The 21656-nt window shown below is 73.3% G+C and carries 18 protein-coding genes; 11 read left to right on the top strand and 7 right to left on the bottom strand.

The features are described 5' to 3' along the window. Nucleotides 1-123: 123 nt before the first annotated feature. From AA0005_RS15435 to AA0005_RS15420, 4 genes are all read left to right on the top strand, one after another. Nucleotides 124-1197 carry a glycosyltransferase family 2 protein gene (locus AA0005_RS15435; protein ID WP_413451015.1) on the top strand — a complete coding sequence of 358 codons (1074 nt, stop codon included), beginning with the start codon at nucleotides 124-126 and terminating at the stop codon, nucleotides 1195-1197. Then, nucleotides 1194-2294, top strand: coding sequence for a glycosyltransferase (locus AA0005_RS15430; RefSeq protein ID WP_413451014.1), 1101 nt, complete (start codon nucleotides 1194-1196; stop codon nucleotides 2292-2294). Before AA0005_RS15435 ends, AA0005_RS15430 begins: the two co-directional genes overlap by 4 nt. Then, a complete protein-coding gene (locus AA0005_RS15425) occupies nucleotides 2291-3226 on the top strand; it encodes a lysylphosphatidylglycerol synthase domain-containing protein (RefSeq protein ID WP_413451013.1) in 936 nt (311 codons plus the stop codon). The genes AA0005_RS15430 and AA0005_RS15425 overlap by 4 nt, the downstream gene beginning before the upstream one ends. 115 nt (nucleotides 3227-3341) lie before the next feature. Further along, nucleotides 3342-4613 carry a D-alanyl-D-alanine carboxypeptidase family protein gene (locus AA0005_RS15420; protein WP_413451012.1) on the top strand — a complete coding sequence of 424 codons (1272 nt, stop codon included), beginning with the start codon at nucleotides 3342-3344 and terminating at the stop codon, nucleotides 4611-4613. Between the two features lie 7 nt (nucleotides 4614-4620). On the opposite strand, the gene AA0005_RS15415 is transcribed toward AA0005_RS15420, so the two are convergent. From AA0005_RS15415 to AA0005_RS15405, 3 genes are all read right to left on the bottom strand, one after another. Then, nucleotides 4621-5571, bottom strand: a complete 951-nt coding sequence (locus AA0005_RS15415; RefSeq protein WP_413451011.1) for a glycosyltransferase family 2 protein — start codon at nucleotides 5569-5571, stop codon at nucleotides 4621-4623. After that, nucleotides 5568-6185, bottom strand: a complete 618-nt coding sequence (locus tag AA0005_RS15410; RefSeq protein ID WP_413451010.1) for a dTDP-4-dehydrorhamnose 3,5-epimerase family protein — start codon at nucleotides 6183-6185, stop codon at nucleotides 5568-5570. The genes AA0005_RS15415 and AA0005_RS15410 overlap by 4 nt, the downstream gene beginning before the upstream one ends. A 90-nt stretch (nucleotides 6186-6275) precedes the next feature. Continuing rightward, complete coding sequence (locus AA0005_RS15405) at nucleotides 6276-8231, bottom strand: SpoIID/LytB domain-containing protein (RefSeq protein WP_413451009.1); 1956 nt, start codon at nucleotides 8229-8231, stop codon at nucleotides 6276-6278. A 159-nt stretch (nucleotides 8232-8390) separates the two neighbouring features. Between AA0005_RS15405 and AA0005_RS15400 the strand changes: the two genes are divergently transcribed. Then, nucleotides 8391-11216 (top strand): BNR-4 repeat-containing protein, encoded by a 2826-nt coding sequence (locus AA0005_RS15400; protein WP_413451008.1) that lies wholly within the window; start codon nucleotides 8391-8393, stop codon nucleotides 11214-11216. Between the two features lie 162 nt (nucleotides 11217-11378). On the opposite strand, the gene rfbA is transcribed toward AA0005_RS15400, so the two are convergent. Then, complete coding sequence (gene rfbA, locus AA0005_RS15395) at nucleotides 11379-12242, bottom strand: glucose-1-phosphate thymidylyltransferase RfbA (RefSeq protein ID WP_413451007.1); 864 nt, start codon at nucleotides 12240-12242, stop codon at nucleotides 11379-11381. Between the two features lie 87 nt (nucleotides 12243-12329). On the opposite strand from rfbA, the gene AA0005_RS15390 reads away from it, so the two are divergent. Beyond that, nucleotides 12330-13061 (top strand): hypothetical protein, encoded by a 732-nt coding sequence (locus AA0005_RS15390; protein ID WP_413451006.1) that lies wholly within the window; start codon nucleotides 12330-12332, stop codon nucleotides 13059-13061. Between the two features lie 3 nt (nucleotides 13062-13064). On the opposite strand, the gene AA0005_RS15385 is transcribed toward AA0005_RS15390, so the two are convergent. Continuing rightward, the gene (locus AA0005_RS15385; protein ID WP_413451005.1) at nucleotides 13065-13913 is read right to left on the bottom strand and encodes a TIGR03089 family protein; all 849 of its coding nucleotides are present in this window, start codon (nucleotides 13911-13913) and stop codon (nucleotides 13065-13067) included. A 247-nt stretch (nucleotides 13914-14160) separates the two neighbouring features. On the opposite strand from AA0005_RS15385, the gene AA0005_RS15380 reads away from it, so the two are divergent. The 3 genes from AA0005_RS15380 to AA0005_RS15370 are packed head-to-tail and all read left to right on the top strand — an operon-like array spanning nucleotide 14161 to nucleotide 19382. Further along, nucleotides 14161-14475: a WhiB family transcriptional regulator gene (locus AA0005_RS15380; protein ID WP_413453109.1), complete on the top strand. Its 315-nt coding sequence runs from the start codon at nucleotides 14161-14163 to the stop codon at nucleotides 14473-14475. A 6-nt stretch (nucleotides 14476-14481) separates the two neighbouring features. Continuing rightward, a complete protein-coding gene (locus AA0005_RS15375; protein WP_413451004.1) occupies nucleotides 14482-17823 on the top strand; it encodes a glycosyltransferase in 3342 nt (1113 codons plus the stop codon). Further along, the gene (locus AA0005_RS15370) at nucleotides 17820-19382 is read left to right on the top strand and encodes a DUF5719 family protein (RefSeq protein ID WP_413451003.1); all 1563 of its coding nucleotides are present in this window, start codon (nucleotides 17820-17822) and stop codon (nucleotides 19380-19382) included. Before AA0005_RS15375 ends, AA0005_RS15370 begins: the two co-directional genes overlap by 4 nt. Nucleotides 19383-19391: 9 nt before the next feature. Here the strand turns inward: AA0005_RS15370 and AA0005_RS15365 are convergent, their stop codons facing one another. Further along, the gene (locus tag AA0005_RS15365) at nucleotides 19392-19820 is read right to left on the bottom strand and encodes a metallopeptidase family protein (protein ID WP_413451002.1); all 429 of its coding nucleotides are present in this window, start codon (nucleotides 19818-19820) and stop codon (nucleotides 19392-19394) included. Between the two features lie 101 nt (nucleotides 19821-19921). Here AA0005_RS15365 and AA0005_RS15360 point away from each other — a divergent pair, with 101 nt between their 5' ends. Both AA0005_RS15360 and AA0005_RS15355 read left to right on the top strand, forming a co-directional pair. Beyond that, the gene (locus AA0005_RS15360; RefSeq protein ID WP_413451001.1) at nucleotides 19922-20323 is read left to right on the top strand and encodes a DUF3499 domain-containing protein; all 402 of its coding nucleotides are present in this window, start codon (nucleotides 19922-19924) and stop codon (nucleotides 20321-20323) included. 54 nt (nucleotides 20324-20377) lie between these two features. After that, nucleotides 20378-20581 carry a Trm112 family protein gene (locus tag AA0005_RS15355; RefSeq protein ID WP_413451000.1) on the top strand — a complete coding sequence of 68 codons (204 nt, stop codon included), beginning with the start codon at nucleotides 20378-20380 and terminating at the stop codon, nucleotides 20579-20581. A gap of 129 nt (nucleotides 20582-20710) precedes the next feature. On the opposite strand, the gene AA0005_RS15350 is transcribed toward AA0005_RS15355, so the two are convergent. Continuing rightward, nucleotides 20711-21610 (bottom strand): glycine betaine ABC transporter substrate-binding protein, encoded by a 900-nt coding sequence (locus AA0005_RS15350; protein WP_413450999.1) that lies wholly within the window; start codon nucleotides 21608-21610, stop codon nucleotides 20711-20713. Between the last annotated feature and the right edge of the window lie 46 nt (nucleotides 21611-21656).

Here is a 21656-nt window from a genome sequence, read left to right as displayed (position 1 = left end):
CGCGCCCGCGGGACCGCGTATCGTGTCTCGCAGGTGTGACGTCGACACCGTGGGCGTCACCGCACGACACGCTGCTGGCCCGACGATCCAGCAGCCGCGCTCGACGACGGATGGGTTGAACCAGTGAAGCTGTTTGTCCAGGTCCCGTGCCTCAACGAGGAAGAGACCCTGCCCCTAGTGCTCCAGTCGATCCCGCGGGAGATCCCGGGCATCGACCAGATCGAGATCCTCGTCATCGACGACGGCTCCACCGACCGCACCATCGAGATCGCCCAGCAGCACGGGGTGAAGCACTTCGTGCGGCACGCCCGCAACATGGGCCTGGCCCGCTCCTTCCGCGACGGCATTGACTACGCCCTCGCCCACGGCGCGGACATCGTCGTCAACACCGACGGCGACAACCAGTACCCGCAGGAGCGCATCACCGACCTCGTCCAGCCGATCGTCCACGGCGAGGCCGACATCGTCATCGCCGACCGCCAGACGAGCACGATCAAGCACTTCTCGCCCTTCAAGAAGGCGATGCAGCAGGTCGGCTCCTCCGTCGTCAACAAGGCCGCCGGCACCGCGCTGCCCGACGCCGCCTCCGGCTTCCGCGCCTACTCGAAGAACTCCCTGCTGCGCCTCAACGTCATCACGCAGTTCTCCTACTGCATGGAGACGATCATCCAGGCCGGCAACAAGCGCCTGCGGATCGCGTCGCTGCCGATCGAGACGAACCCCAAGACCCGTGAGTCGCGGCTCTTCAAGAACATCTGGCAGCACATGTTCAAGTCCGCGGGCGCGATCACGCGGTCCTTCCTCATGTTCAAGCCGCACCTCGTGCTCGGCACGCTCGGCACGCTCATGCTCGTCGCCGCGCTCGTGCCCTTCGTGCGCTTCTTCATCTTCTGGCTGCAGGGCGAGGGCAGCGGCCACGTCCAGTCGCTGATCTTCGGCACCGCGATGCTCGTCGGCGCCCTCCTCAGCTTCGCCCTCCTCGTCATCGCCGACCTGCAACGCACCAACCGCGTGCTGCTCGAGGAGAGCCTCGAGCGGATCAAGGTCATGCAGTACCGCCCCCGCACCGAGGTGGCGGCCGACGGCGAGCACCGCAACGGCCACGGGCTGCTCGCGGCACACCTCGACCTCGTGGCCCCGCCGGAGAACGACCAGCACCCCACCACCCTCGCCACCGGCGAGACCGTCGAGCGGTGAGGATCCTCGCCTTCGGCACCTACGACGTCGGCAAGCACCCGCGCGTCCAGGTGCTCGTCGACGGGCTGCGCGAGCACGGCCACGAGGTCGAGGAGCTCAACCGGCCGCTCGGGCTGTCGACGGCGGACAAGGTCCGCGCGCTGCGCGACCCCCGGGTACTGCCCGGTGTCGCGCTCACCGTCGTGCGCCGCTGGGCGTCGCTCGTCGCCGGGACGCGCCGCTACCGCGGGGCCCGGCGCCCCGAGGCGGTGCTCGTCGGCTACCTCGGGCACATCGACGTGCTCCTCGCGCGCGTGCTCTTCCGGCGCTCCACCGTGGTCCTCGACCACCTCATCTTCGCCGCGGACACCGCCCGTGACCGCGGCACGCCCACCGGGCTGCGCACCCGCCTGCTCGGCGCCCTCGACACCGCCGCCATCCGCGCCGCGGACGTCGTCGTCGTCGACACCGAGGAGCACCGCGAGCTCGTGCCGCCGCGCTACCGCGACCGCGCCGTCGTCGTCAAGGTCGGCGCCACGAGTGCGTGGTTCCGGGCCGGCGAGACCGCCGCGGAGCGGACCGCGGACGAGCCGCTGAGCGTCGTGTTCTTCGGCCTCTTCACCCCCCTGCAGGGCACCGGGACGGTGGGCCGTGCGCTGCGCCTGCTCCACGAGCGGGGCGTGCCGGTGCGGGCCACCCTCATCGGCAGCGGCCAGGACGCCGACGCCGTGCGCCGTGAGGTCGGCGACATCCCGACCGTCACGTGGCACGACTGGGTCGACGGCGCCGAGCTGCCCGCCGTCGTCGCCGGCCACGACGTGTGCCTGGGCATCTTCGGCACCACCGGCAAGGGGCAGCGGGTCGTGCCCAACAAGGTCTACCAGGGCGTCGCCGCGGGCTGCGCCGTCGTCACGAGCGACACCCCTCCGCAGCGGCGGGTCCTCGGGGACGCGGCGCTCTACGTCCCGGCCGGCGACCCCGCCGCCCTGGCGGACGCCCTCGCCAGGCTCGCCGCGGACCGTGGCGCCTTGGCCGCGGCGCGGGACCGCACCCGCGGTGCCGACCAGCTCACCGCCGTCGCCGTCACCGCCCCGCTCGACGAGGTGCTCGCGCGGTGAGCCGCATCCTGTCCGCGCTGCGCTCGCGCTGGGCGCGGGCGCTGTTCCTCACCGCCGCGCTCGCCTTCGGCGTGTGGGCGGTGAGCAGCCAGTGGGACGACGTGTCCAGCGCGCTCGCCTCACTCTCGCCGGGCGCGATCGCCCTGGCCCTGCTCGTCAGCCTCGTCTACGTCGTCCTGACCATGCTGTCCTGGCGCGCGGTGCTCACCGACCTCGGCTCACCGCTCGCGGTCAAGGACGCCAGCCGGGTCTTCTTCGTCTCGCAGGTGGGCAAGTACCTGCCCGGCGGCGTGTGGAACATCGTGGCAGCGGCCGAGATGGGCGCCGACCACAAGATCCCGCGGCGCCGCTCGGTGTCCGTCATGGTCGTGTCGATCCTCGTCTCCATCGTCACCGGCCTGCTCCTCGCCGTCCTCGCGGTGGTGCTGGGCCCGGAGGAGATCCGCGAGCAGTACGGCTGGGTGGCCTGGACGCTTCCGGTCTTCGTCGTCGTGCTCGCCCCGCCGGTCCTCAACCGACTGCTCGGCCTCGCCCTGCGGCTCGTGCGCCGCCCGCCGCTGGAGCAGCCGCTCACCCTCGGGGGCGTGGCGCGCTCGGCGGGCTGGGCGCTGGCCGGGTGGGTCGTGGCCGGCGTGCAGGTCTGGCTCATCGCCACCTGGCTCGGGATGGAGGCGACGCTCGCGACGGCGGCGCTGTCGGTCGGCGGGTACGCGCTCGCCTGGATCGTCGGCTTCCTCGCCATCGTCGTCCCGGCCGGTGTCGGCGTGCGCGAGGCGGTGCTGGGGGCGCTGCTCGCCGGGCAGCTCGGTGCGGGCGCCGTCGTCGTCACCGTCCTGCTGGCCCGGGTGGTCCTCACCGCGGCCGACCTCCTCCTCGGGGTGGCGGCGATGGCCGTCGTCCGCAGCCGCGGCCGACGGCTCGCAGAGCGGTAGATCGGCAGCTTTCCCGCGATCCTTAGTGGTCGACAGCTGTGGTGTTTCCCATGGGCGGGTCCCTCCACGCGCGGGGGCGGGCTGGCTACGCTGGCCGGGACCCGAGGGGAGCACCATGAGAACTCGACGCTGGATCACCGGCGCACTCGTCCTGGCGATGACCGCCGGGATGGCCACTGGAGCGACGGCCAAGGGCGGCCAGAGCGAGGGCTGGGGCAACGACTTCTACCTGTCCGACAGCTTCGCCTCCGAGGCGAACACGGTCTTCACCTTCGGGACGCAGACCGACCGGTACTGGGTGGGCGACTGGGACGGCAACGGCACCGACACGATCGCCTCGCGCAACCTCACCAACGTGTTCTCGGTGCGCAACACCAACACGACCGGTGGCGCGCACGTGACCTTCGGCTACGGGCGCCCGTGGGACGAGGTGCTCGTCGGTGACTGGGACGGCGACGGCGTCGACACCCTCGCGGTGCGCCGCGGGCACATGTACCACGTGAAGAACTCCCTGACGGCCGGTCCCGCCGACGTCGTCTTCGGCTACGGCAAGCCGGGCGACGACGTCCTCGTCGGTGACTGGGACGGCGACGGCGTCGACACGCTCGGCGTGCGGCGCGGAGCGCAGTACCACGTGAAGAACTCTCTGGCGGCCGGCCCCGCGGACAAGATCGTCGTCTACGGCAAGCCCGATGACGACGTCCTCGTCGGTGACTGGGACGGCGACAGCGAGGACACCTTCACCGTCCGCCGCGGCCGCACGTACTACATCGCCGACGCCATCCGGCCCGGGCCCGCGGACCGCGTCGTCGTCTTCGGCCGCGAGACCGACGGCATGCTCGTCGGCGACTGGAACGGCGACGGCGTCGACTCCCTCGGCGTGCACCGCCTGCGCCCCGCGCTGCAGCGCCACGCGAACGGTCCGGTGACGGCCGCGCAGCTCCGGGGCGTGGACGCGACCTCCGGCAAGGCTGACTCCCGCAACGGACGCCTCAGCCACTCGGCCCTGTGCCCGATCCCCTTCCTGCCGACGCACGCGATCCAGTGCCGCGCGGTGGGGGACCTCGTGGCCTTCGATCGCGCCTACCGCGCCCGCTTCGGCAGCCAGCTCCCGATCAACCACGCGCCCTTCTCGACGTACCGCAGCCTCGCGGACCAGCAGTACATCTGGGCCGAGACCGGTCCGCCGACCGCCGCGCGCCCGGGCCGCTCCCCGCACGGCTACGGCCTGGCCATCGACTTCGGCGGGCGCACCGACATCGACTTCGGCCGCCAGCCCTACCTGTGGCTGCGCGACAACGGCCCGCGCTTCGGCTGGCACAACATGCCGTGGAACCGCGAGGGCGGCTCCAACCCGGAGCCCTGGCACTTCGACTACCGCAAGTAGCCCTCGGTCAGCGAGGGGCGGGGCCTGTGCGACGGAGGACGCCGTCGCGCAGGCCCTGCGCCATTCTCCGCACCCGCTCGCGGCGCGGGGCGGCGAGCAGGGAGTTGAAGGCGAGGTACTTGGCCAGCCACACGACGTAGCCGACCGACCAGCGGGCGCCGAGCAGGCCCGAGCGCAGGAGCAGCACGGTGTTGCGGGCCAGGTAGTAGGTCCGCACGGGGGAGTGGACGTGCACCTCCTGCGCGCGGCCGGGCAGCTTGGTGAGCCGGTCGCCGAGCGCGTGGTCCAGGTGCGCGCCCGGGACGGCGTACAGGCCGTAGCCGGCGCGGCGGGCGCGCAGCCCCCACTCGAGGTCGACGTGGTCGATGAACCACGCCTCATTCATCAGTCCGACGTCTTCGAGCACCGGGGCGGGCACGAGGCAGCCGGAGGCGATGAGGAAGGCCGCCTCCACCCGCTCGCTGCGCATCTCCTCCGCGGTGGCCCGGCGCGGGCCCCAGGGGCGCGAGACGTAGACCATCTGCTCGGTGGAGGAGCGGGTGTCGGAGGACACCGGCCCGACGGCGCCGACCCGCAGGCCGGCCGCCTCTGCGGAGCGGGCCGCGGCGACGAGGCGGGCCACCATGTCGGGGGCGGGCAGGGAGTCCTGGTCCATGAGGAGGACGTAGCCGGTGCGGGCGCGGTGGATGCCGACGTTCTGCGCGGCCGCGATCCCCTCGTTCGTCGCGAGCTCGACGAGCTCGGCACCGTGGTCCGCGCAGGCCGCGCGCAGCTCCTCACGCAGCTGCGGTGCGGAGCCGTTGTCGACCACCACGACGGCCCGGCACTGCTCGGCCAGGGCGCGCAGCAGCGGCCCGGTGGCCGCGGTGTCCGGCTCGTAGGTGACGACGACGGCGGTGACGTCCTCGCGCCCGTTCGCGCCGTCGGGCTCCGGGGAGCCGAGGGGCTCGGGGCTCACCCGCGCAGGGAGGCGAGGAAGTCCTGCACCTCGGAGAACTGCGGCAGCAGGCCGGCCTCCTGGGCCTCGCGGAGGCCCGGAGCCGCGGTGTCCTTGTCGGACAGCTGCAGCTCGAGGGGGCTACCGTCGCGCGCGGTCGTGGGCCACTCGATGCCCACCTCCTCGCTCAGCGGGTGGATGCCGTGCTCGCGGCCCGGGGCGTAGGGCTCGGAGCAGAGGTAGACGACGGTGGAGTCGTCCTCGAGGGAGCAGAAGGCGTGGCCCAGGCCCTCGGAGAGGTAGATCGAGCGGCGGTCGACGTCGTCGAGCAGGACGCTGTCCCACTGGCCGAAGGTGGGGGAGCCGACGCGGATGTCGACGACGATGTCGAGGACCGCCCCGCGCGGGCAGCTGACGTACTTGGCCTGAGAGGGGGGCAGCTCGGCGAAGTGGACACCGCGCACGACGCCGGCGGCCGAGACCGAGGAGTTGACCTGCTTGAGCGTGAAGGGGTGGCCGACGGCGTCGATGAAGGCCTGCTCCTTGAACACCTCGAGGAAGACGCCGCGCGGGTCGCCGTGCAGCTTCGGGGTGATCTCCCAGGCGCCCTTGATGCTCAGTTCGCGGAACTCCACAGCTTGTCCTCTCTCGTGGCCGACGTGCCCCCTCACCCTACCGGCGCGGGGGCCGACGGCCGGGAGGGCGCTGGACCCTCCCGGCCGCGGTCACTGCACGCGGTGGACGCCGAGGGTGTCGGTGCCGTTGCCGTCCCAGTCGCCGACGAGGACGACGTCGCCCGCGCGGCCGTAGGGCACCACCCGGTCCGCCGGGCCGGCCGCGAGGGAGTTCTTCACGTGGTAGATGTTCCCGCGGCGCACGGCGAGGGTGTCGGTGCCGTTGCCGTCCCAGTCGCCCGCGAGCACGGCGTCCCCGGGGCGGCCGTAGCCGAAGATCGAGTGCGCCGGGCCCGAGGTCATCGTGTTGCGCACGTGGTACATGTGGCCGCGCCGCACGGCGAGGGTGTCGGTGCCGTTGCCGTCCCAGTCCCCGACGAGGACCTGGTCGCCCGGCTTGCCGTAGGCGATGACCGTGGTGGCCGGGCCGGAGGCGATGGAGTTGTTGATGTAGAACATCCGCCCGCGGCGCACGGCGAGGGTGTCGACGCCGTCACCGTCCCAGTCCCCGATGAGCACCTCGTCGGCCGGCTTGCCGTAGGCGATGGTGCGGGCGGTGCGGCTCTGGTGCGCGTTGGTCAGGTGGTAGGTGTTGCCGCGGCGGATCCCGACGGTGTCGGTGCCGTTGCCGTCCCAGTCACCAGAGATAGCGACGTCGCCAGGCCGCCCGAAGGCGAACTCGTGGTTGGCCTGTGGGCCCCAGGAGTCGTTGAGGTAGAACCCGCTCGGCGGCTCGACGCCCGCGGTGGGCTTCCAGAAGTTGGAGTACATGCCGAAGCGGAGGGTGTTCCGAACTTCGTCATCCGCGGGCGGTTCCGACGTGAGCTTGACGTTACCGCCAGTGCACTCGAGCCGGATGCCCGTGATGCGCCCGCCCCACTGCCCGTACCCGTCGCGCTCGGTGATGACGAGCGTGCGAAGCTGGCTCTTGTTCGGGCAGTACTGCTGGAGCGTGGACACCTGCAGAGTGTCGGTCCACGTCGTGCGGCTGTCACCGGTCGCCGTCCCCGTGTACGGGTCCGGCTTGGCGACGAGGTAGGGCCGACTGCCGGGCGCGGTGTGACCACCGTTGGTCGAGCTGAACTGCGTGAAGGCGACGGCGCCCTGGTACCAGCGCACCTGCCCGGCGGTCTCGCGGATGGCGCGGTCGGTGCTGGCGGCCTCCTTCGGCTGCGGGCGGAAGGTCTCGCCGTCGGTGACGACGGCGGCCCGGCCGCCGTAGACCTGGCAGCGGTCGGTGTCACACAGGTCGAAGGCCGCGTTAGGTGCCATCACCGAGAGCCCGTAGCTGCGGGCTGCGACGGCCTGCGCCTTGAGCGCCTCGAGGTGCCAGCTCGAGGGCGATTCGCGGGGGACTACCCCTCGCAGGTACTGCTCCAGGTTCACGTGGTTAACGACGTCAAAAGTTCTTGCCGCCGCGCCACCGACAAGGTTGATGGTGCCGCGGTACCAGGTGCCGTCTGTGGCGTTCTGGCGGGGGAGCACGACGACACCGCCGCCCTCTGAGTTGCCGCCCGCGGAAACCGCGAGCGTGGCACCGCCCTCGTTCCACGTCCGCGTGGGCGTGGCGTCGATCTTCGTGCGGTGCTCGATCCGGTACTCGCTACCCGTGCGGGTGATCGTCAGCCGCCCGGGGGCCACGGTCTTGCCTGCGACGCTGAAGGAGATGCCGAGCGGACTCTGCAGCGTGACTGTGTCGGCCGGTGCATAGGCCGTGAGCGCCACCCGCAACAGGCGGTCGGGCACCGTGTTCATCGTGGTGCCCGGGTAGTAGAAGTCGAGGATCTGGCGGTAGTTCAGTCCGGACTTCGTGGCAGCGCCCTGAGAACCCCACTGGGACATCCCCACGCCGTGACCCCAGCCGCGGCCCTGGACCTCCCAGGCCCCGCCGGCGGGCACGTCGTAGCGCTCCTCGGCGGCACTGGCCGGTGCGGCGGTGACGACGAGCATGCTGAGCAGCAGCGCGAGGACGGAGCCGACGGACGCGGCGACGCGTCGTCTGTACATGGTTCCCCCAGGGGCGGGACGAAGGGCGGTCACGGCGATGGTAGCCGTGGTCCGGGCGGCTGAGGCGGGGACGGGTGTCACACCGTACGGGCCTCAGAAGACACCGCGGTGCGCCGATAGTTGTGGTGTAGCTTTTCGCCGATCGAAGGGGAATGGACCGTGGCGCAGGCCCGTCCGCTCATCCAGACCGTTGCCCGCACCCTGGCTGTCGTCGTGGTCGCCGCTCTCGGCCTCGCCGTCACGACGCCCGCCGGTGCGGACGAGCCCGAGCCGATCGGCCCGCTGAGCTCCTGGGTCTTCAACAACGGCTCCGGCTCGCTGGGCCGGGCCACGTCCTCCCAGTACCAGGTCGGCTTCAACGCCGTCGCCCGCGACTACGCCAACGGCCGCCTGTACGCGACCCCGTCCGGCGTCTACCCGGTCACCGGCCGCATCTTCAAGGTCTTCGTGAACGACGGCGGCCACGGCCAGCTCGGCTACCCGACCTCCGAGGTCGGCACCCTCGAGGGTGGCGCCGGCTACCAGACCTTCCAGTTCGGTGCCGTGTACGTGACCCCCGCCGGTGGCTTCTCCGTCAAGGGCCCGCTCTACGCGCCCTTCATCGCGCGCGGCGGCGTCGACGGCCTCGGCCTCCCGATCGGTCCGGAGATCACCGAGGGCCAGCGCCGCACCCAGCAGTTCGAGCGCGAGACCCTCTCGCTGCCGGTCGGCCACGGCCAGGACTCTCTCGGCGTGCGCCGCGGGAACATGTACTACCTGAAGAACGAGATCTCGCCGGGTGAGGCGCACGAGGTCATCGCCTACGGGCGCGCCGGTGACACGGTGCTCGTCGGCGACTGGGACGGTGACGGCGTCGACACCCTGGCCGTGCGCCGCGGCAACGTCTACCACTTCAAGAACTCCATCAGCTCCGGCCCCGCCGACAGGGTCATCGGCTACGGCCGCGCCGAGGACACCGTCATGGTCGGTGACTGGGACGGCGACGGCGTCGACACCCTGGCCGTGCGCCGCGGCAGCGAGTACCACGTGAAGAACTCGATCAGCTCCGGCCCCGCCGACCAGGTCATCGCCTACGGCAGGGCCGGCGACGACGCCTACCCGGGTGACTGGCTGGGCACCGGTTCGGACACCATCGCCGTGCGACGCGGGAACGAGTTCCACTTCAAGCGGACGATGTCGGGTGGGCCGGCGGACGTCGTCGCCCCCTACGGCCGCCCCGGCGACGTCGTCCTCGTGGGCGACTGGGACGGCAACGGCACCGACTCGATCGCCATCCGCCGCGGCACCGAGTACCACGTGAAGAACTCCCTCGCGGGCGGGCCGGCCGACCTCATGACCAACTACGGGCGCCCCGCCGACGAGGTGCTCGTGGGCGACTGGGACGGCCGCTCCCGCACCCGGGCGCACAGCCTTGCGCGGCCCACGCCCGTCGCGGCGGAGCCCGGCGTCGGTGAGATGTCCGAGCTGTCGGTGGCGTGGGCGAACAACTCGGTCAACACGACGGCCTTCCGCAAGAGCTCGATCGTCACGGCCGAGGCGCCGGACGGCACGAGGTGGCAGTTCACCGCCTACTACGACGCCGTCGGCACCCTCGTCCTCGCCCGCCGCGACCGCGACGGTGGCGACTGGGAGTACAGCTGGACCCAGCACACCGGCAACGTCATCGACGCGCACAACTCGATCAGCCTCACCGTGGATGGCAAGGGATACCTCCACGTCTCGTGGGGGCAGCACGGCTCCCCGCTCACCTACGCACGGTCGGTGGCTCCGTTCTCGATCGACCTCACAGCCAAGCGGGGGATGATCGGCGACGGCCTCGAGAACGGGGTGACGTACCCGGAGTTCTTCCGGCAGCCCAACGGCAACCTCTTCTTCCTCTACCGCAATGGCGGCTCCGGGGACGGCAACGTCGTCCTCAATCGCTACGACACGAGCAGGCAGCGGTGGGTGCGCGTGGAGGACAACCTCATCAACGGCGAACGCCAGCGCTCGGCCTACTGGCAGGCGGCTGTCGACGCCGAGGGACGCCTCCACCTGTCGTGGACGTGGCGCGAGACGGCGGACGTGGCGACGAACCACGACATCGCCTACGCGCGCTCTACCGACGAGGACGGTGATGAGTGGGTCACCGCGTCCGGGAGGCCGTACAGCGTGCCGATCAAGGAAGCTACCGCCGAGCTCGCACAGGAAGTCCCGGAGGAGAGCGAGCTCATGAACCAGACATCGATGACGGTGGACGCCGAGGACAACCCGTACATCGTCTCGTACTGGGACTCGGGCTCGGGCATCGTGCAGTACCAGGTCATGCGGTGGACCGGGACGCGATGGGAGCGCCGCGAGTCGGAGTTCCGAACGACCCCCTTCACGCTCAGGGGAGGCGGGACCAAGGCGGTGCCGATCGCGCGGCCGCAGATTCTCGTGACGGGATCGGGTGACACCGCCCAGGTGCACCTCATCATCAGGGACGTCGATCGCGGCGGCGTGGCGACTCTCGCGACGCTGACAGACTGGGACGACAACACCTGGAGGCTCCAGGACCTCACGAGCTCCCCACTCGGGGAGTGGGAGCCGAGCTACGACCTCGACCTGTGGCTCACCTCAGGCATCCTGGACGTCTTCGTGCAGCGCGTGCGGCAGATCGACGGTGAGGGCCTGGCTGACTTCCCGCCTCAGTTCGTCTACGTGTTCCAGGTCTCGCCGCACCTCGTCTCCCTGCCCGTCGACGAGCTCCCCGACCCGGAGCCGACCGAGCCCGCCCCGGAGCCGACCGAGCCCGCGCCGGAACCGACGCCCCCGGTCGAGGAGCCCACTCCGCCGGTGGACGAGGCCACTCCGGACCCGAACCCGTCCACCGAGCCGCCGCCGGCCACGGACCCGCCGACGGAGGACGAGGAGCAGCCCTCATCGGCTCCCACGGAGCCCAGCGACGAGGAGACCACCGAGGCGCCGTCGGACGACGCGACTGAAGCGCCACCGAGTCCGTGAGCGCCCGGCGGTAACTGCACTCTCACGAGAGTGCAGTTACCGCCCACAGCTCACTTACCGCCGACAGCACAGTTACCGCCGAGAGTGCAGTTGGCCCCGACCGGCCCCTGAATGCGACAACACCCGGGTGCGCAGTGCGCGCCCGGGTGTCGTTGCGTCAGCTCAGTGCTCGAGCAGGCTGAGCAGGTACTGGCCGTAGCCGGACTTGCGCAGCGGCTCGGCGCGCTCGCGCAGCTCCTCGTCGCTGAGGAACCCGCGGCGCCACGCGACCTCCTCGGGGCACCCGATCTTCAGGCCCTGGCGAGCCTCGACCGTGCGGACGAAGGCAGTGGCGTCGGCGAGGGAGTCGAAGGTCCCCGTGTCGAGCCAGGCGGTCCCGCGGGGGAGGACCTCGACCTGCAGCCGACCGGCCTCCAGGTAGACGCGGTTGACGTCGGTGATCTCGTACTCCCCGCGGGCGGAGGGCTTGAGGTCGCGGGCGATCGCGACGACGTCGTTGTCGTAGAAGTAGAGGCCGGGCACCGCGTAGGAGCTCTTCGGCTGGGCCGGCTTCTCCTCGATGGACAGCGCCTTGAAGTTCTCGTCGAACTCGACGACGCCGTAGGCCGTCGGCTCGGCCACGTGGTAGGCGAAGACGGCGGCGCCGTCGATCTGCTCGAAGCGGCTGAGCGTGGTTCCCATGCCCGGGCCGTAGAAGATGTTGTCGCCCAGGACGAGGGCGGCATCGTCGTCACCGACGAAGTCCGCGCCGAGGACGAAGGCCTGGGCGAGCCCGTTGGGCTCCTCCTGGACGGTGTAGCTGATCGAGATGCCGAACTGCGAGCCGTCACCGAGCAGGCGCTGGAAGGACTCGGCGTCGTGCGGGGTGGTGATGACGAGAACGTCGCGGATCCCGGCGAGCATGAGCGTGGTCAGCGGGTAGTAGACCATCGGCTTGTCGTAGACCGGGACGAGCTGCTTGCTCACTCCCTGGGTGATCGGGTGCAGGCGCGTGCCGGATCCCCCGGCCAGAATGATTCCTCGCATGGGCTCCAGTCTGGCCCAAAGGCTCCCACCTGCGGAACTCGGGCGAACACGCCTCCTCCGCCGACCGCTCCCGGTAGCGTGCCGGTGATGCCTGAGCCCGCTGACGTTCTCCCGGCCACCGACGACCGCACCCTGCCCTGGCGCGGGGTCCTCGGAGTGCTCGTCGGCGTCTCCCTGGCCTTCGTCGCCATCAGCTACATCACCCTCGAGCTCGTGCCGCACCGCTTCTTCCAGGTCGGCGGCGGTGGGCACGCGTACCTCAACGTCGGGGTGGAGGCCAACGTGCCGACCTGGTGGTCGGCCGGCATGTTCGTCGCGGCGGCGACCCTGCTGCTCCTGCTCGCCGCCCTCCTGCGGGCGGAGAACCGGGCCGGCGCCTGGGCAACCGCGGCGATCGCGGCGATCCTGCTCGCCTTCTCTCTCGACGAGCTCGCCTCGCTGCACGAGCAGCTGTACCAGGTGGGCCGCCTCATCGTCTCGTCGGAGACGCTGCCCTACGTCTGGCTGGCCGTGGGCATCCCGCTCGCGATCGGCGTCCTCGTGGTCGCCGTGCTCCTGGCCCGGCGGATCCCCGCCGCTGCGCGTCCGCTCCTGCTCGCCGGGCTGGCGACCTTCTTCGCCGGTGCCGTCGGGATGGAGCTCGTGGGCAGCCAGCTGCTCGACGGGCACGGACCCGAGGGGAGCGTCGTCGTCGCCGCGTACCACCTCGAGGAGGCCCTGGAGATGCTCGGTGCGGCGCTCGTGGTGGTCGCACCGCTGCGGACGGTGCGGGTGGGCCGCACGGCGCAGGGCGTCACCCTCACGGTGGCCGACGCGTAGGGCTCAGCAGCGCACGGCGACGCGCTCGTCGGCCGCGATCGTGTCGAAGCGGTCCGAGTCGACGTCGTCGCCGAGGAGCACGAGCGAGCCGCCCGCCCGCCAGGCGGCGACGGCGTGCGCGAGCATCTCGAGGTGGTCGCGCGGTGAGCACAGGACGCGTGGCCGCTCCTCGTCGCGGTGCGAGGCCGGGGTCTGCTCCCGGCACCAGTCGGCCAGCTCGCCGTAGCGGACCGGGCCGCCGGACGGGCCGGTGACCTCCGGGCCGGACAGCGCCGCGTCCTGACTCCCGGGCTCCTGGACGTAGCCGAGGTGGTCCCCGTAGGACATGAGGGCCGCGGCCGCGTCGATCGCGCCGCTGGGGATTGGCTCCTCCACGTGCATCGCCAGGGCGGGGAGGGCGACGACGAGCACGAGGCCCGCGCTCGGTGCGCCCGTGGGGCGGGAGGTGACGGCGATGTCGGGCTCCTCGCCCGTCTCGTCGGGCACGAAGGCCGACTCGTCGTCGTCCTGGTCCTCGTCCTCGTCGTCGGTGTCGAGGTCCTCGGGCTCGTAGTCGAGGTCGTCGTCGTCGGTGTCGTCCTCCTCGGCGGGCAGGACGAGCTCGCCACCGGCGCACCACGTGGCCAGCGCCCAGACGAGCGCGCGCCAGTGCACCGGGACGTCGAGGAGCACGCGGGAGCCGGGCTCGACCTCGCCCTCCTCGACGAGGAGGTTCGTGGCCTTGGTGACCCAGTTGGCCAGCACGCGCCCGGAGAGCTCGACACGCTCGTCCCCGGGGCCGTACCAGGTGAGGCGGGGCTGGTTGGGCTCGTCCCCGGTGAGGAGGTCGAGCACCTTCGTGGCGATGCTCATGGGACGAGCCTAGCCGCGCACGGTGCTCGGGAGGAGGGTGGTCGGAGCCCGGGTCGCGCTGGCGGCCACCGAGGGACAGGTGCGACCCTGGGGGTGGCCCCGGGGGAGCGGCGCGGTGTGGCGCCTGGGGCCAGTGGGGCTGGCGATGACGTGAACCATCCCTCATAGCACCGTTCCGCTTGACGCGAGGCGTATGACACGCGTGTAATTCAGTCAGAGAACGCGTTGGTCGACGATGGGAAGAGCAGTGTGGAACATTCTCGGTGATGGTCCGCTGAGCACCGGAGTCGCAGCGGGCACCCAGCAGGGCATCTACGCCATCGACGAGCTCCCGGAGGAGGGACTCCTCGGCTGGCAGGAGCGTGCCCTGTGCGCGCAGACCGACCCCGAGGCCTTCTTCCCGGAGAAGGGCGGGTCCACCCGCGAGGCCAAGCGCGTGTGCACCGCGTGCGAGGTGCGCGCGGAGTGCCTCGAGTACGCCCTCGCCAACGACGAGCGCTTCGGCATCTGGGGCGGCCTCTCGGAGCGGGAGCGTCGCAAGCTCAAGCGCCGGGCTGTCTGATGCTTGATGTCGGCCACTGACGCCGGCGCCGCCACGACCCTCGCTGTCGTGGTGAGCCCCGGCGTCTCGCCGTACCTGCCCCGCACGCTGCGCGGGCTGGCGGAGCAGACTCGTCCGGTCGGCACCGTCCTCCTCGTCGACACCAGCGCCCCCGGCCGCGAGGTCGGCACGGGCGTGCCCGTGCACGCCGCCATCGACGCTGCGGGCCTGCGCGAGGTGTCCACCGTCCGGGTGCTGCAGGTGCCCGCTCCCCGCAGCTTCGGTGCCGCCGTCCGGGCCGCCCTGGCCCAGTACGGGACGGACGACGCCCCCGAGTGGCTGTGGCTGCTCCACGACGACTCCGCCCCCGAGCCGCGCGCCCACGCCGAGCTCCTCCGCGCCGGTGAGTCCGGCCCCTCCGTCGCGGTCGCCGGCCCGAAGCAGCGCGACTGGGCCCGCCCGGACCTCCTTCTCGAGGCCGGTGTGCAGGCCACCTCCACCGGCCGCCGCGTGCCGGACATCGAGGACGGCGAGATCGACCAGGGCCAGCACGACTCCCGCGAGGACGTCCTCGCCGTCGGCACCGCCGGCGCGCTCGTGCGGCGCTCCGTGTGGGACGAGCTCGGCGGCCCGGACCCCGCGCTCGGACCCTTCGGGGACGGGCTGGACCTGTCCCAGCGCGCCTGGCTCGCGGGGCACCGCGTCGTCGTCGTGCCCGGCGCCGTCGTCCACCACGCCCGCGCCTCCTACCAGGGCCTGCGCGACCTCTCCTCCCCGCGGCCCGACCCGCAGACGGTGCCGGACGCGCGGCGCTCCTTCGCGGCCCGACGCCGCGCCCAGCTCTTCCTCTGGCTCACCTCGACGCCCTGGTACTGGGTGCCCCTCGTCGCCCTCGCGATCCTCGCCCTCGCCCCGGTGCGTGCGCTGTGGCGGGTGGCGACCAAGGAGATCGGGCTCGTCGGCGCCGAGATGCGCGCCGCGGCCGAGGTCCTCGCCCGTCCCGCCGCCGTCTGGCGCGCCCGCCGCCGCCACCGCGCCACCCGCCGCGTCCCGCTGCGCTACCTGCGCCCGCTGCGCGCCTCGTGGAGCGACGTGACCCGCGCCAAGCGCGACGAGCGCCGCTCTCAGGCCGCGGGCCGCGCGCACCGCGTGGCCCCCAGCGAGCTCGAGATGCGCGAGCGGGCGGTCCTGGCCCGCCGGCGCCGCGGCACCCTCGGGCTCGTCCTCCTCGGTCTCACCACCGTGGCTCTCGTCGCCCTCGGCCCGCTCCTCACCGCGGGAGCGCTGCGCGGCGGTGCCCTCGCCCCTCTCGACGCCGCCGCCCGCGAGCTGTGGCAGGCCGCCACCTCCGCGTGGCTGCCCGCCGGCCTGGGCCACGCCGGACCGGCGGACCCGCTCCTCACCGTCCTCGCCGTCGCCGCCCTCCCGCTCGCCGGGGCGAGCGGCAACGTGCTCACGACGGCGGTGCTCGTCCTCGCCGTCCCGCTCGCCGGGCTCGGGGCGTGGTTCGCCTCCGGCGCCGCCACCCGCTCGGTCCTCCTGCGCGCCTGGGCGGCGGTCGTGTGGGCACTGGCCCCGGCCCTGCTCGTCGGGGTCGGGCACGGTCGGCTGGGTGCCGTCCTCGCCCACGTCGTCCTGCCGTGGGCGGCGCTCGGCGTCGCCCGCGCCGTGGGCGTCAACCGGCGCGACGTCATCCTCTCCGGGCTCGTCGACGCCAAGCGCGTCTCCGACGACGACGAGGACGCCGAGGCCGAGGCTCAGGTCCCGGCCGCCGCGGCCCCTGTCGCGCCGCCGGCCACCGGGTCCATCTCGGCCGCCGCCGGTGGCGGTCTCGCGCTCGCCGTCGCGTGCGCCGGTGCGCCCGCGCTGCTGCCCGCTGCCCTGCTCCTCCTCCTGGTGCTCGCCCTCGTCGTGCCCCGCCGGCGGCGGCTGCTCGCGCTCGTCGCCGTGCCGCCCGTGCTGCTCCTCGGCCCGCTGCTCACGGTCGCGCTGGGCTCGCTGCCGGAAGGCGGGTGGCGGGTGCTCCTCGCCGACCCCGGGGTGCCGCTCGCGGCCGACCCCGGCGCCAGCTGGCTCGCGGCCCTCGGCTGGCCGCTCGCCCTGTCGGGACTCACCTCCCTCGGCGGCCCCTGGCCCACCGTCCTCGCGCTCGCCGGCGGGGTCGCCGTCGCCGTCGTCGCGGTCCTCGCCCTGCTGCGCGGCACCGCCCGTGCCCGCGCGGTCCGCGCCGGGTGGCTCGCCGTCGTCGTCGGTCTGGCGACGGCGGTGCTCTCCACCCGCACGCCCGTCGCCGTCGGCACCGACCTCGCCGGCGAGGCGCAGCTCGTCCACGGCTGGGCCGGGGCCGGCACCTCACTGGCCCTCCTCGGCATGCTCGTCGCCGCGACGTCGGCGGGCGACGGCCTGCGCGACTGGCTCTCCGCCCGCAGCTTCGGCTGGCGGCACCTCACCGTCGGGGCCGTCGCGCTCGTCATGGTCCTCGGGCCGCTCGCCACCGCGGGCGCCTGGCTCACGACCGTCGTCGAGCAGCGCGGCGACGGCGGCGGTGAGCTGCTCGCGATCGAGGGCCGGCAGGACCCCTCCGTCCCGGCGCTGGCCCGGGAGCTCCAGACCGGGGCCGAGCGCTCCCGCGTCCTCGCGCTCCACGCCGACGGCGACCGCGTGCGCCCCGAGGTGTGGCGCCACGCCGGCCCGCAGCTGAGCGAGACCTCCGCGATCGTCGCGGTGCGCGGGCTCACCCCCGGCGGCCACCCTGCCGAGCCCGACGACGCCACCGCCGAGCTCCAGGAGCTCGTCGCCGAGCTCGCGACCGGTACCGCGGACGCCGCGGGCGAGCAGCTGGGGCGGCTCGCCGTCGGCGTCGTGCTCGTCCCGCCGCTCGCCGACGCGGACTCGGTGACCACCCGCCAGGACCTCATCGCCCGGCTCGACGCGACCGCCGGCCTCGAGCGCGTCACGGAGAACGCCTCGGGCGTCATCTGGCGCACCTCCCGCTCCGCGGAGACGGCGGGCGCGGCGCAGGCCGTCTCCCGCGCCCGCGTGGTCTCCGCCGAGGGGGAGGTCCTCGACACCCCGGCCGCGCGGCCGGTGGGCGTGGGCGGACGCGTCGCCGCGGGCGAGGAGGGCCGCCTCCTCGTGCTCGCCGAGCGCGCCGACCCCGCCTGGCGGGCCACGTACAACGGCAGGCCGCTGCGGGCGACGACGGACGGCTGGCGCCAGGCCTTCGAGCTGCCGGCCCACACCGGCCGCCTCGAGATCAGCTACGAGCCTGCGTGGCTCACGCCGTGGCGCGTCGCGCAGGCGGTGGGCCTCGGTCTCGTCGTCCTGCTCGCCGTGCCGGTCCGCCGCCGCCGGGAGGAGACGACATGAGCAGCCCGAGCAGCCGCAGGACGCTGCGCCGCGTGACCACCGCCGTCTCGGGTGCCGTGCTCCTCGCCGCGGCCGCCGGCGTCGCGCTCGCCGGTGACGACGTCGCACCCGCCGAGCCCGTCGGCGTCGAGGATGTCACCGTCCCGGTGGACGCCGCGACGGTGGCGCAGGTGTGCCCCGGCCCGCCGCGGCTCGCCACCGCCCTCGCCGGGGAGGACCTGGGCTACGACGAGTTCGACCCGCAGGGCTCGGGCACGAGCGCCACCCTCGACGTCCTCACCATCGCTCGCGGCGAGGACGAGCCGCCCGGCGCGCTGAGCCTGCGCCCCACGCTCGACGCGCCGCCCGGAGAGGAGGTGCCGCTGGCCGGCGCTGCCCGGCTCGCGGAGCTCACGGACGTCGGCGAGGCCACCGCGCTCGAGGCCGAGCCGGTGGAGGACGTCGTCGCGCTCGCCGCGGGCACGAGCGCGGCCGTCACCGAGTCCGGGGACCTGCGCGGTCTCGTCGCCACCGCCTGCCAGAGCCCGTCCACCTCGGCCTGGCTCCTCGGCGGGTCCACCGAGCCGGGGGACTCCGCCCAGCTCGTGCTCTCCAACGTGGGGCAGACCCCGGCGAGCGTCACGCTCAGCGGCTGGGGCAGCACGGGCGCCCTCGACCTCTCGGGCGCGGGCTCGGTCCTCGTCCCGGCGGGCGGGCAGCGCGTCGTCCTCCTCGAGTCGCTCGTCGGCGACCCGCGGCTCGCCGTGCACGTCGCCGCCACCGGTGGTGAGGTCACCGCGCTGGTCCAGGACAGCCGCCTCCGCGGCCTCGTGCCCGGAGGTACCGACCTCGTGGCGCCGTCGGTCCCGCCGGCCGAGAGCGTCGTCGTACCGGGCATCTCGCTCGGCTCCGCGTCGGGCGAGGAGGCCGACGCGCCCGCGGTGCGCGTCGTCAACCCGGGGGAGGAGACGGCCACCGTCACCCTCGAGCTGCTCGGCGTCGAGGGTGTCGAGCCCGTGCCCGGCGCCGACGACCTCGTGCTCGACCCAGGCGCCGTCCTCGACATCTCGCTCGCGGGGATGCCCGGTGGCCCCTGGTCGGCGGTCGTGACGGCGGACCAGCCGGTCACGGCGGCTGCCGTCTCCACGCTGGTCGGGGAGCCCGGCGAGGACGACCCGAGCACGCCGCCGGTGGACCGTGCCTGGGCTCCGGCCACCACCGCCGTCGCTGGTGGCGTCATCGCCCTCCCCGGCGACGTCGTCTCCGCGGTCTCCCTCGTCCTCGCCAACCCGGCCGACAGCGCCGTCGACGTCGAGCTCGTCCCCGTCATGCGTGACGGCACGCGCGGTGAGCCCGTCAGTCGAACGGTCGAGGCCCGCACGAGCCTGCGTGAGGTCGTCGCGGACCTGGGGGACGTCGCGGCCATGGAGCTGCGGGTTGCTGACGGTGCCGTCCACGCGGCGGCGCTGCTGAGCGTTCCCGTGGACGACGGCAGTCTGATGTCGGTCGTCCCGGTGACCGAGGACGCCCGCGCCGCGCGCGCCGTCGTGCTGGCGCCGGGTCGGCGGTCGCTGGGCTGAGCCGAGCGCTCAGAGGTCCTCGGGGTCCCGCCCCAGGAGGTGGGCCACCTGCTCCCGGACGACCTCCTCGACCAGGAGGTTGAGCTCGGTGGCGTCCTCGCAGCGCGACTGGATCGGGCGGCGGTAGAGGACGATGCGGTCGGTGAGGCCGGCGGCCGCGTCGGCCGGGAAGTAGCGGCCGAGGGCGACGGCCTCGCTCTCCCACGGGCTCGGGTCCGACGGCGGGACCTCCTCGACGCCGAACTCGACCGCCGACAGCTGGCGCGACCACCGCTTCTCGAGGCGCTCGACAGCACCGAGCACGGCGTCGTCGAAGGCCTCGCTGCGCGTGCGCCAGCCCGGCAGGGTCGGCGGCAGGAGGGGCCCGCGCAGCCCGCGCCCGCGTCGGTCCCGCCGGCGGGCGGTCCGGCGGGAGGGGATCACGAGGTCGTCGGGCACCCCTCGATCGTAGGCGCTGTGCGCCTCCCCACCCTGCGGTGCGCGGGCCGTCCGGCGTGCCCGTGCCGGCGGTGTCGGTGGGACGTTGTACCGTCGTGGGCGTGAGAGCCTCCCGCCACTGCACCCGCGCTGCCTGCGGCCGTCCCGCGGTGGCGACCCTCACCTACGTGTACGCGGACTCCACCGCCGTGCTCGGCCCGCTGGCCACCCAGTCCGAGCCGCACTCCTACGACCTCTGCGAGGAGCACGCGCACCGCCTCACCGCCCCGCGCGGCTGGGAGGTCGTGCGCCTCGCCACCGAGTTCGTGCCCGCCCCGCCCAGCCCGGACGACATCGAGGCGCTGGCCGACGCCGTGCGCGAGGCCTCCCGCGCCCGCCCGGGCCCCTCGCTGCCGGCCACCCGGCCCGGCACGGCGGCCCCCGCCCCGGTCACCCACCGCCTGCCCGAGCCCGAGCTCGGCCGCCGCGGCCATCTGCGGGTGCTGCCCGGCGAGGCGGACTGACCCGGCGACTACGCTGGAGACCTGCGCACCGGGCGCAGGGAGACGGAGCAAGTGATGAGTGCGAGCGAGCAGCCGGCGACTATCGAGCCCTGGGTGCGGGACATCCTGCGCTGCCCCGTGACCGGCGCGGAGCTCGTCGAGGGCACCGCTCCCGACGGCACGCCCGAGCTGCGCTCCACCGACGCCGAGCGGCCGCTCGCCTACCCCGTGCGCGACGGCGTCCCGGTGCTCCTCCCCGAGGAAGCGCGCGAGCTCTAGCCGACCCGGAGAATCCGGCTCTCGCGCAGGGAGGGTGCTCCCTTCCCGCGAGAGCCGGGTTCTCCGTGACAACGACGACGGCCCCGCCGCCCGGGAGGGCAGCGGGGCCGTCGTTCACGACCCGTCGGGTCAGCCGACGATCGAGTCGACGAAGTCGGGGTTCGCCTCGAGCCACTGGTCCACGGCGGCGTCGTTGTCCGAGCCGTCCAGCTCGTTGAACATGATGTTCTCGAGCTCGTGGAGCTGGTCGTCGGTCATCGTGAAGTCCGCGAGCCACTCCGCGACCTCGGGGTAGGTGTCGGAGAAGCCGGCGGTGCCGTAGGTGTAGATGTCGTCCGGCTCGCCGAGCGCGCCCTCGGGGTCCGCGAGGTCCTTGATGGGGAACTCGTCGTAGGCCCAGTGCGGGCGCCACAGGGTGACGACGACGTTCTCGCCGGCGTCGATGGCCGCGCTCAGCTCGGTGAGCATGGCGGGGGTGGAGGAGATGAGGTACTCCATGCCCTCCAGGCCGTAGGTCGGGATGACCTGCTCCTGGGTGACGCGGGTGAGGCCGGCGCCGGCCTCGATGCCGATGAGGCGGTTGTCGAAGAGGTCGGCGTTGTCCGCGAGCTCGGCGAGGGAGTCGATGGGGGCGTCCTCGTTGACCGCGATGGTCAGCGGGGCCTCCTCGAACCAGGTGCCGAGCTCTTCGAGGTCCTCGCCGTACTGGTCGAGGTACTCACCGTGGGTCAGGGGCAGCCAGGTGTCGAAGTTGACGTCGTAGTCGCCCTGGGCGAGGCCGGTGAAGACGACGCCGGCGTCCGCCGTCTCCATCTCCACCTCGTAGCCCTGCTCCTCGAGGATGTGCTGCCACAGGTGGGAGACGGCGATGCCCTCCTCCCAGCCCGAGTGGATGCCGATGGTGATGGGTCCGGCGTCCGTGCCGGTCGCGGTGTCCTCGGAGCCGGCCTCGTCGGCGCAGGCGACGAGGGTCAGGGCGAGGGCGGTGGCGGAGGCGAGGACCGCTCCGCGGCGTCGGGTGTTCTTCATCATTCGTCCTTTCGTGTGCATGGTGAGGTTTCGTGGAGGTGCTGGT

Origin of the sequence: Georgenia phoenicis (genome assembly GCF_047302425.1) — a bacterium.
Lineage (GTDB): Bacteria > Actinomycetota > Actinomycetes > Actinomycetales > Actinomycetaceae > Oceanitalea.
The sequence above is the reverse complement of the archived record's forward strand: the minus strand, read 5'-3'. Positions and strand labels throughout refer to the sequence as shown.

What these genes read in the sequence shown, in the direction of transcription:
- AA0005_RS15420 (WP_413451012.1), top strand. Translation starts at nt 3,342, where the DNA reads ATGAGAACTCGACGCTGGATCACCGGCGCACTCGTCCTGGCGATGACC.
- AA0005_RS15405 (WP_413451009.1), bottom strand. Translation starts at nt 8,231, where the DNA reads ATGTACAGACGACGCGTCGCCGCGTCCGTCGGCTCCGTCCTCGCGCTG.
- rfbA (WP_413451007.1), bottom strand. Translation starts at nt 12,242, where the DNA reads ATGCGAGGAATCATTCTGGCCGGGGGATCCGGCACGCGCCTGCACCCG.
- AA0005_RS15390 (WP_413451006.1), top strand. Translation starts at nt 12,330, where the DNA reads ATGCCTGAGCCCGCTGACGTTCTCCCGGCCACCGACGACCGCACCCTG.
- AA0005_RS15385 (WP_413451005.1), bottom strand. Translation starts at nt 13,913, where the DNA reads ATGAGCATCGCCACGAAGGTGCTCGACCTCCTCACCGGGGACGAGCCC.
- AA0005_RS15375 (WP_413451004.1), top strand. Translation starts at nt 14,482, where the DNA reads ATGTCGGCCACTGACGCCGGCGCCGCCACGACCCTCGCTGTCGTGGTG.
- AA0005_RS15370 (WP_413451003.1), top strand. Translation starts at nt 17,820, where the DNA reads ATGAGCAGCCCGAGCAGCCGCAGGACGCTGCGCCGCGTGACCACCGCC.
- AA0005_RS15355 (WP_413451000.1), top strand. Translation starts at nt 20,378, where the DNA reads ATGAGTGCGAGCGAGCAGCCGGCGACTATCGAGCCCTGGGTGCGGGAC.
- AA0005_RS15350 (WP_413450999.1), bottom strand. Translation starts at nt 21,610, where the DNA reads ATGAAGAACACCCGACGCCGCGGAGCGGTCCTCGCCTCCGCCACCGCC.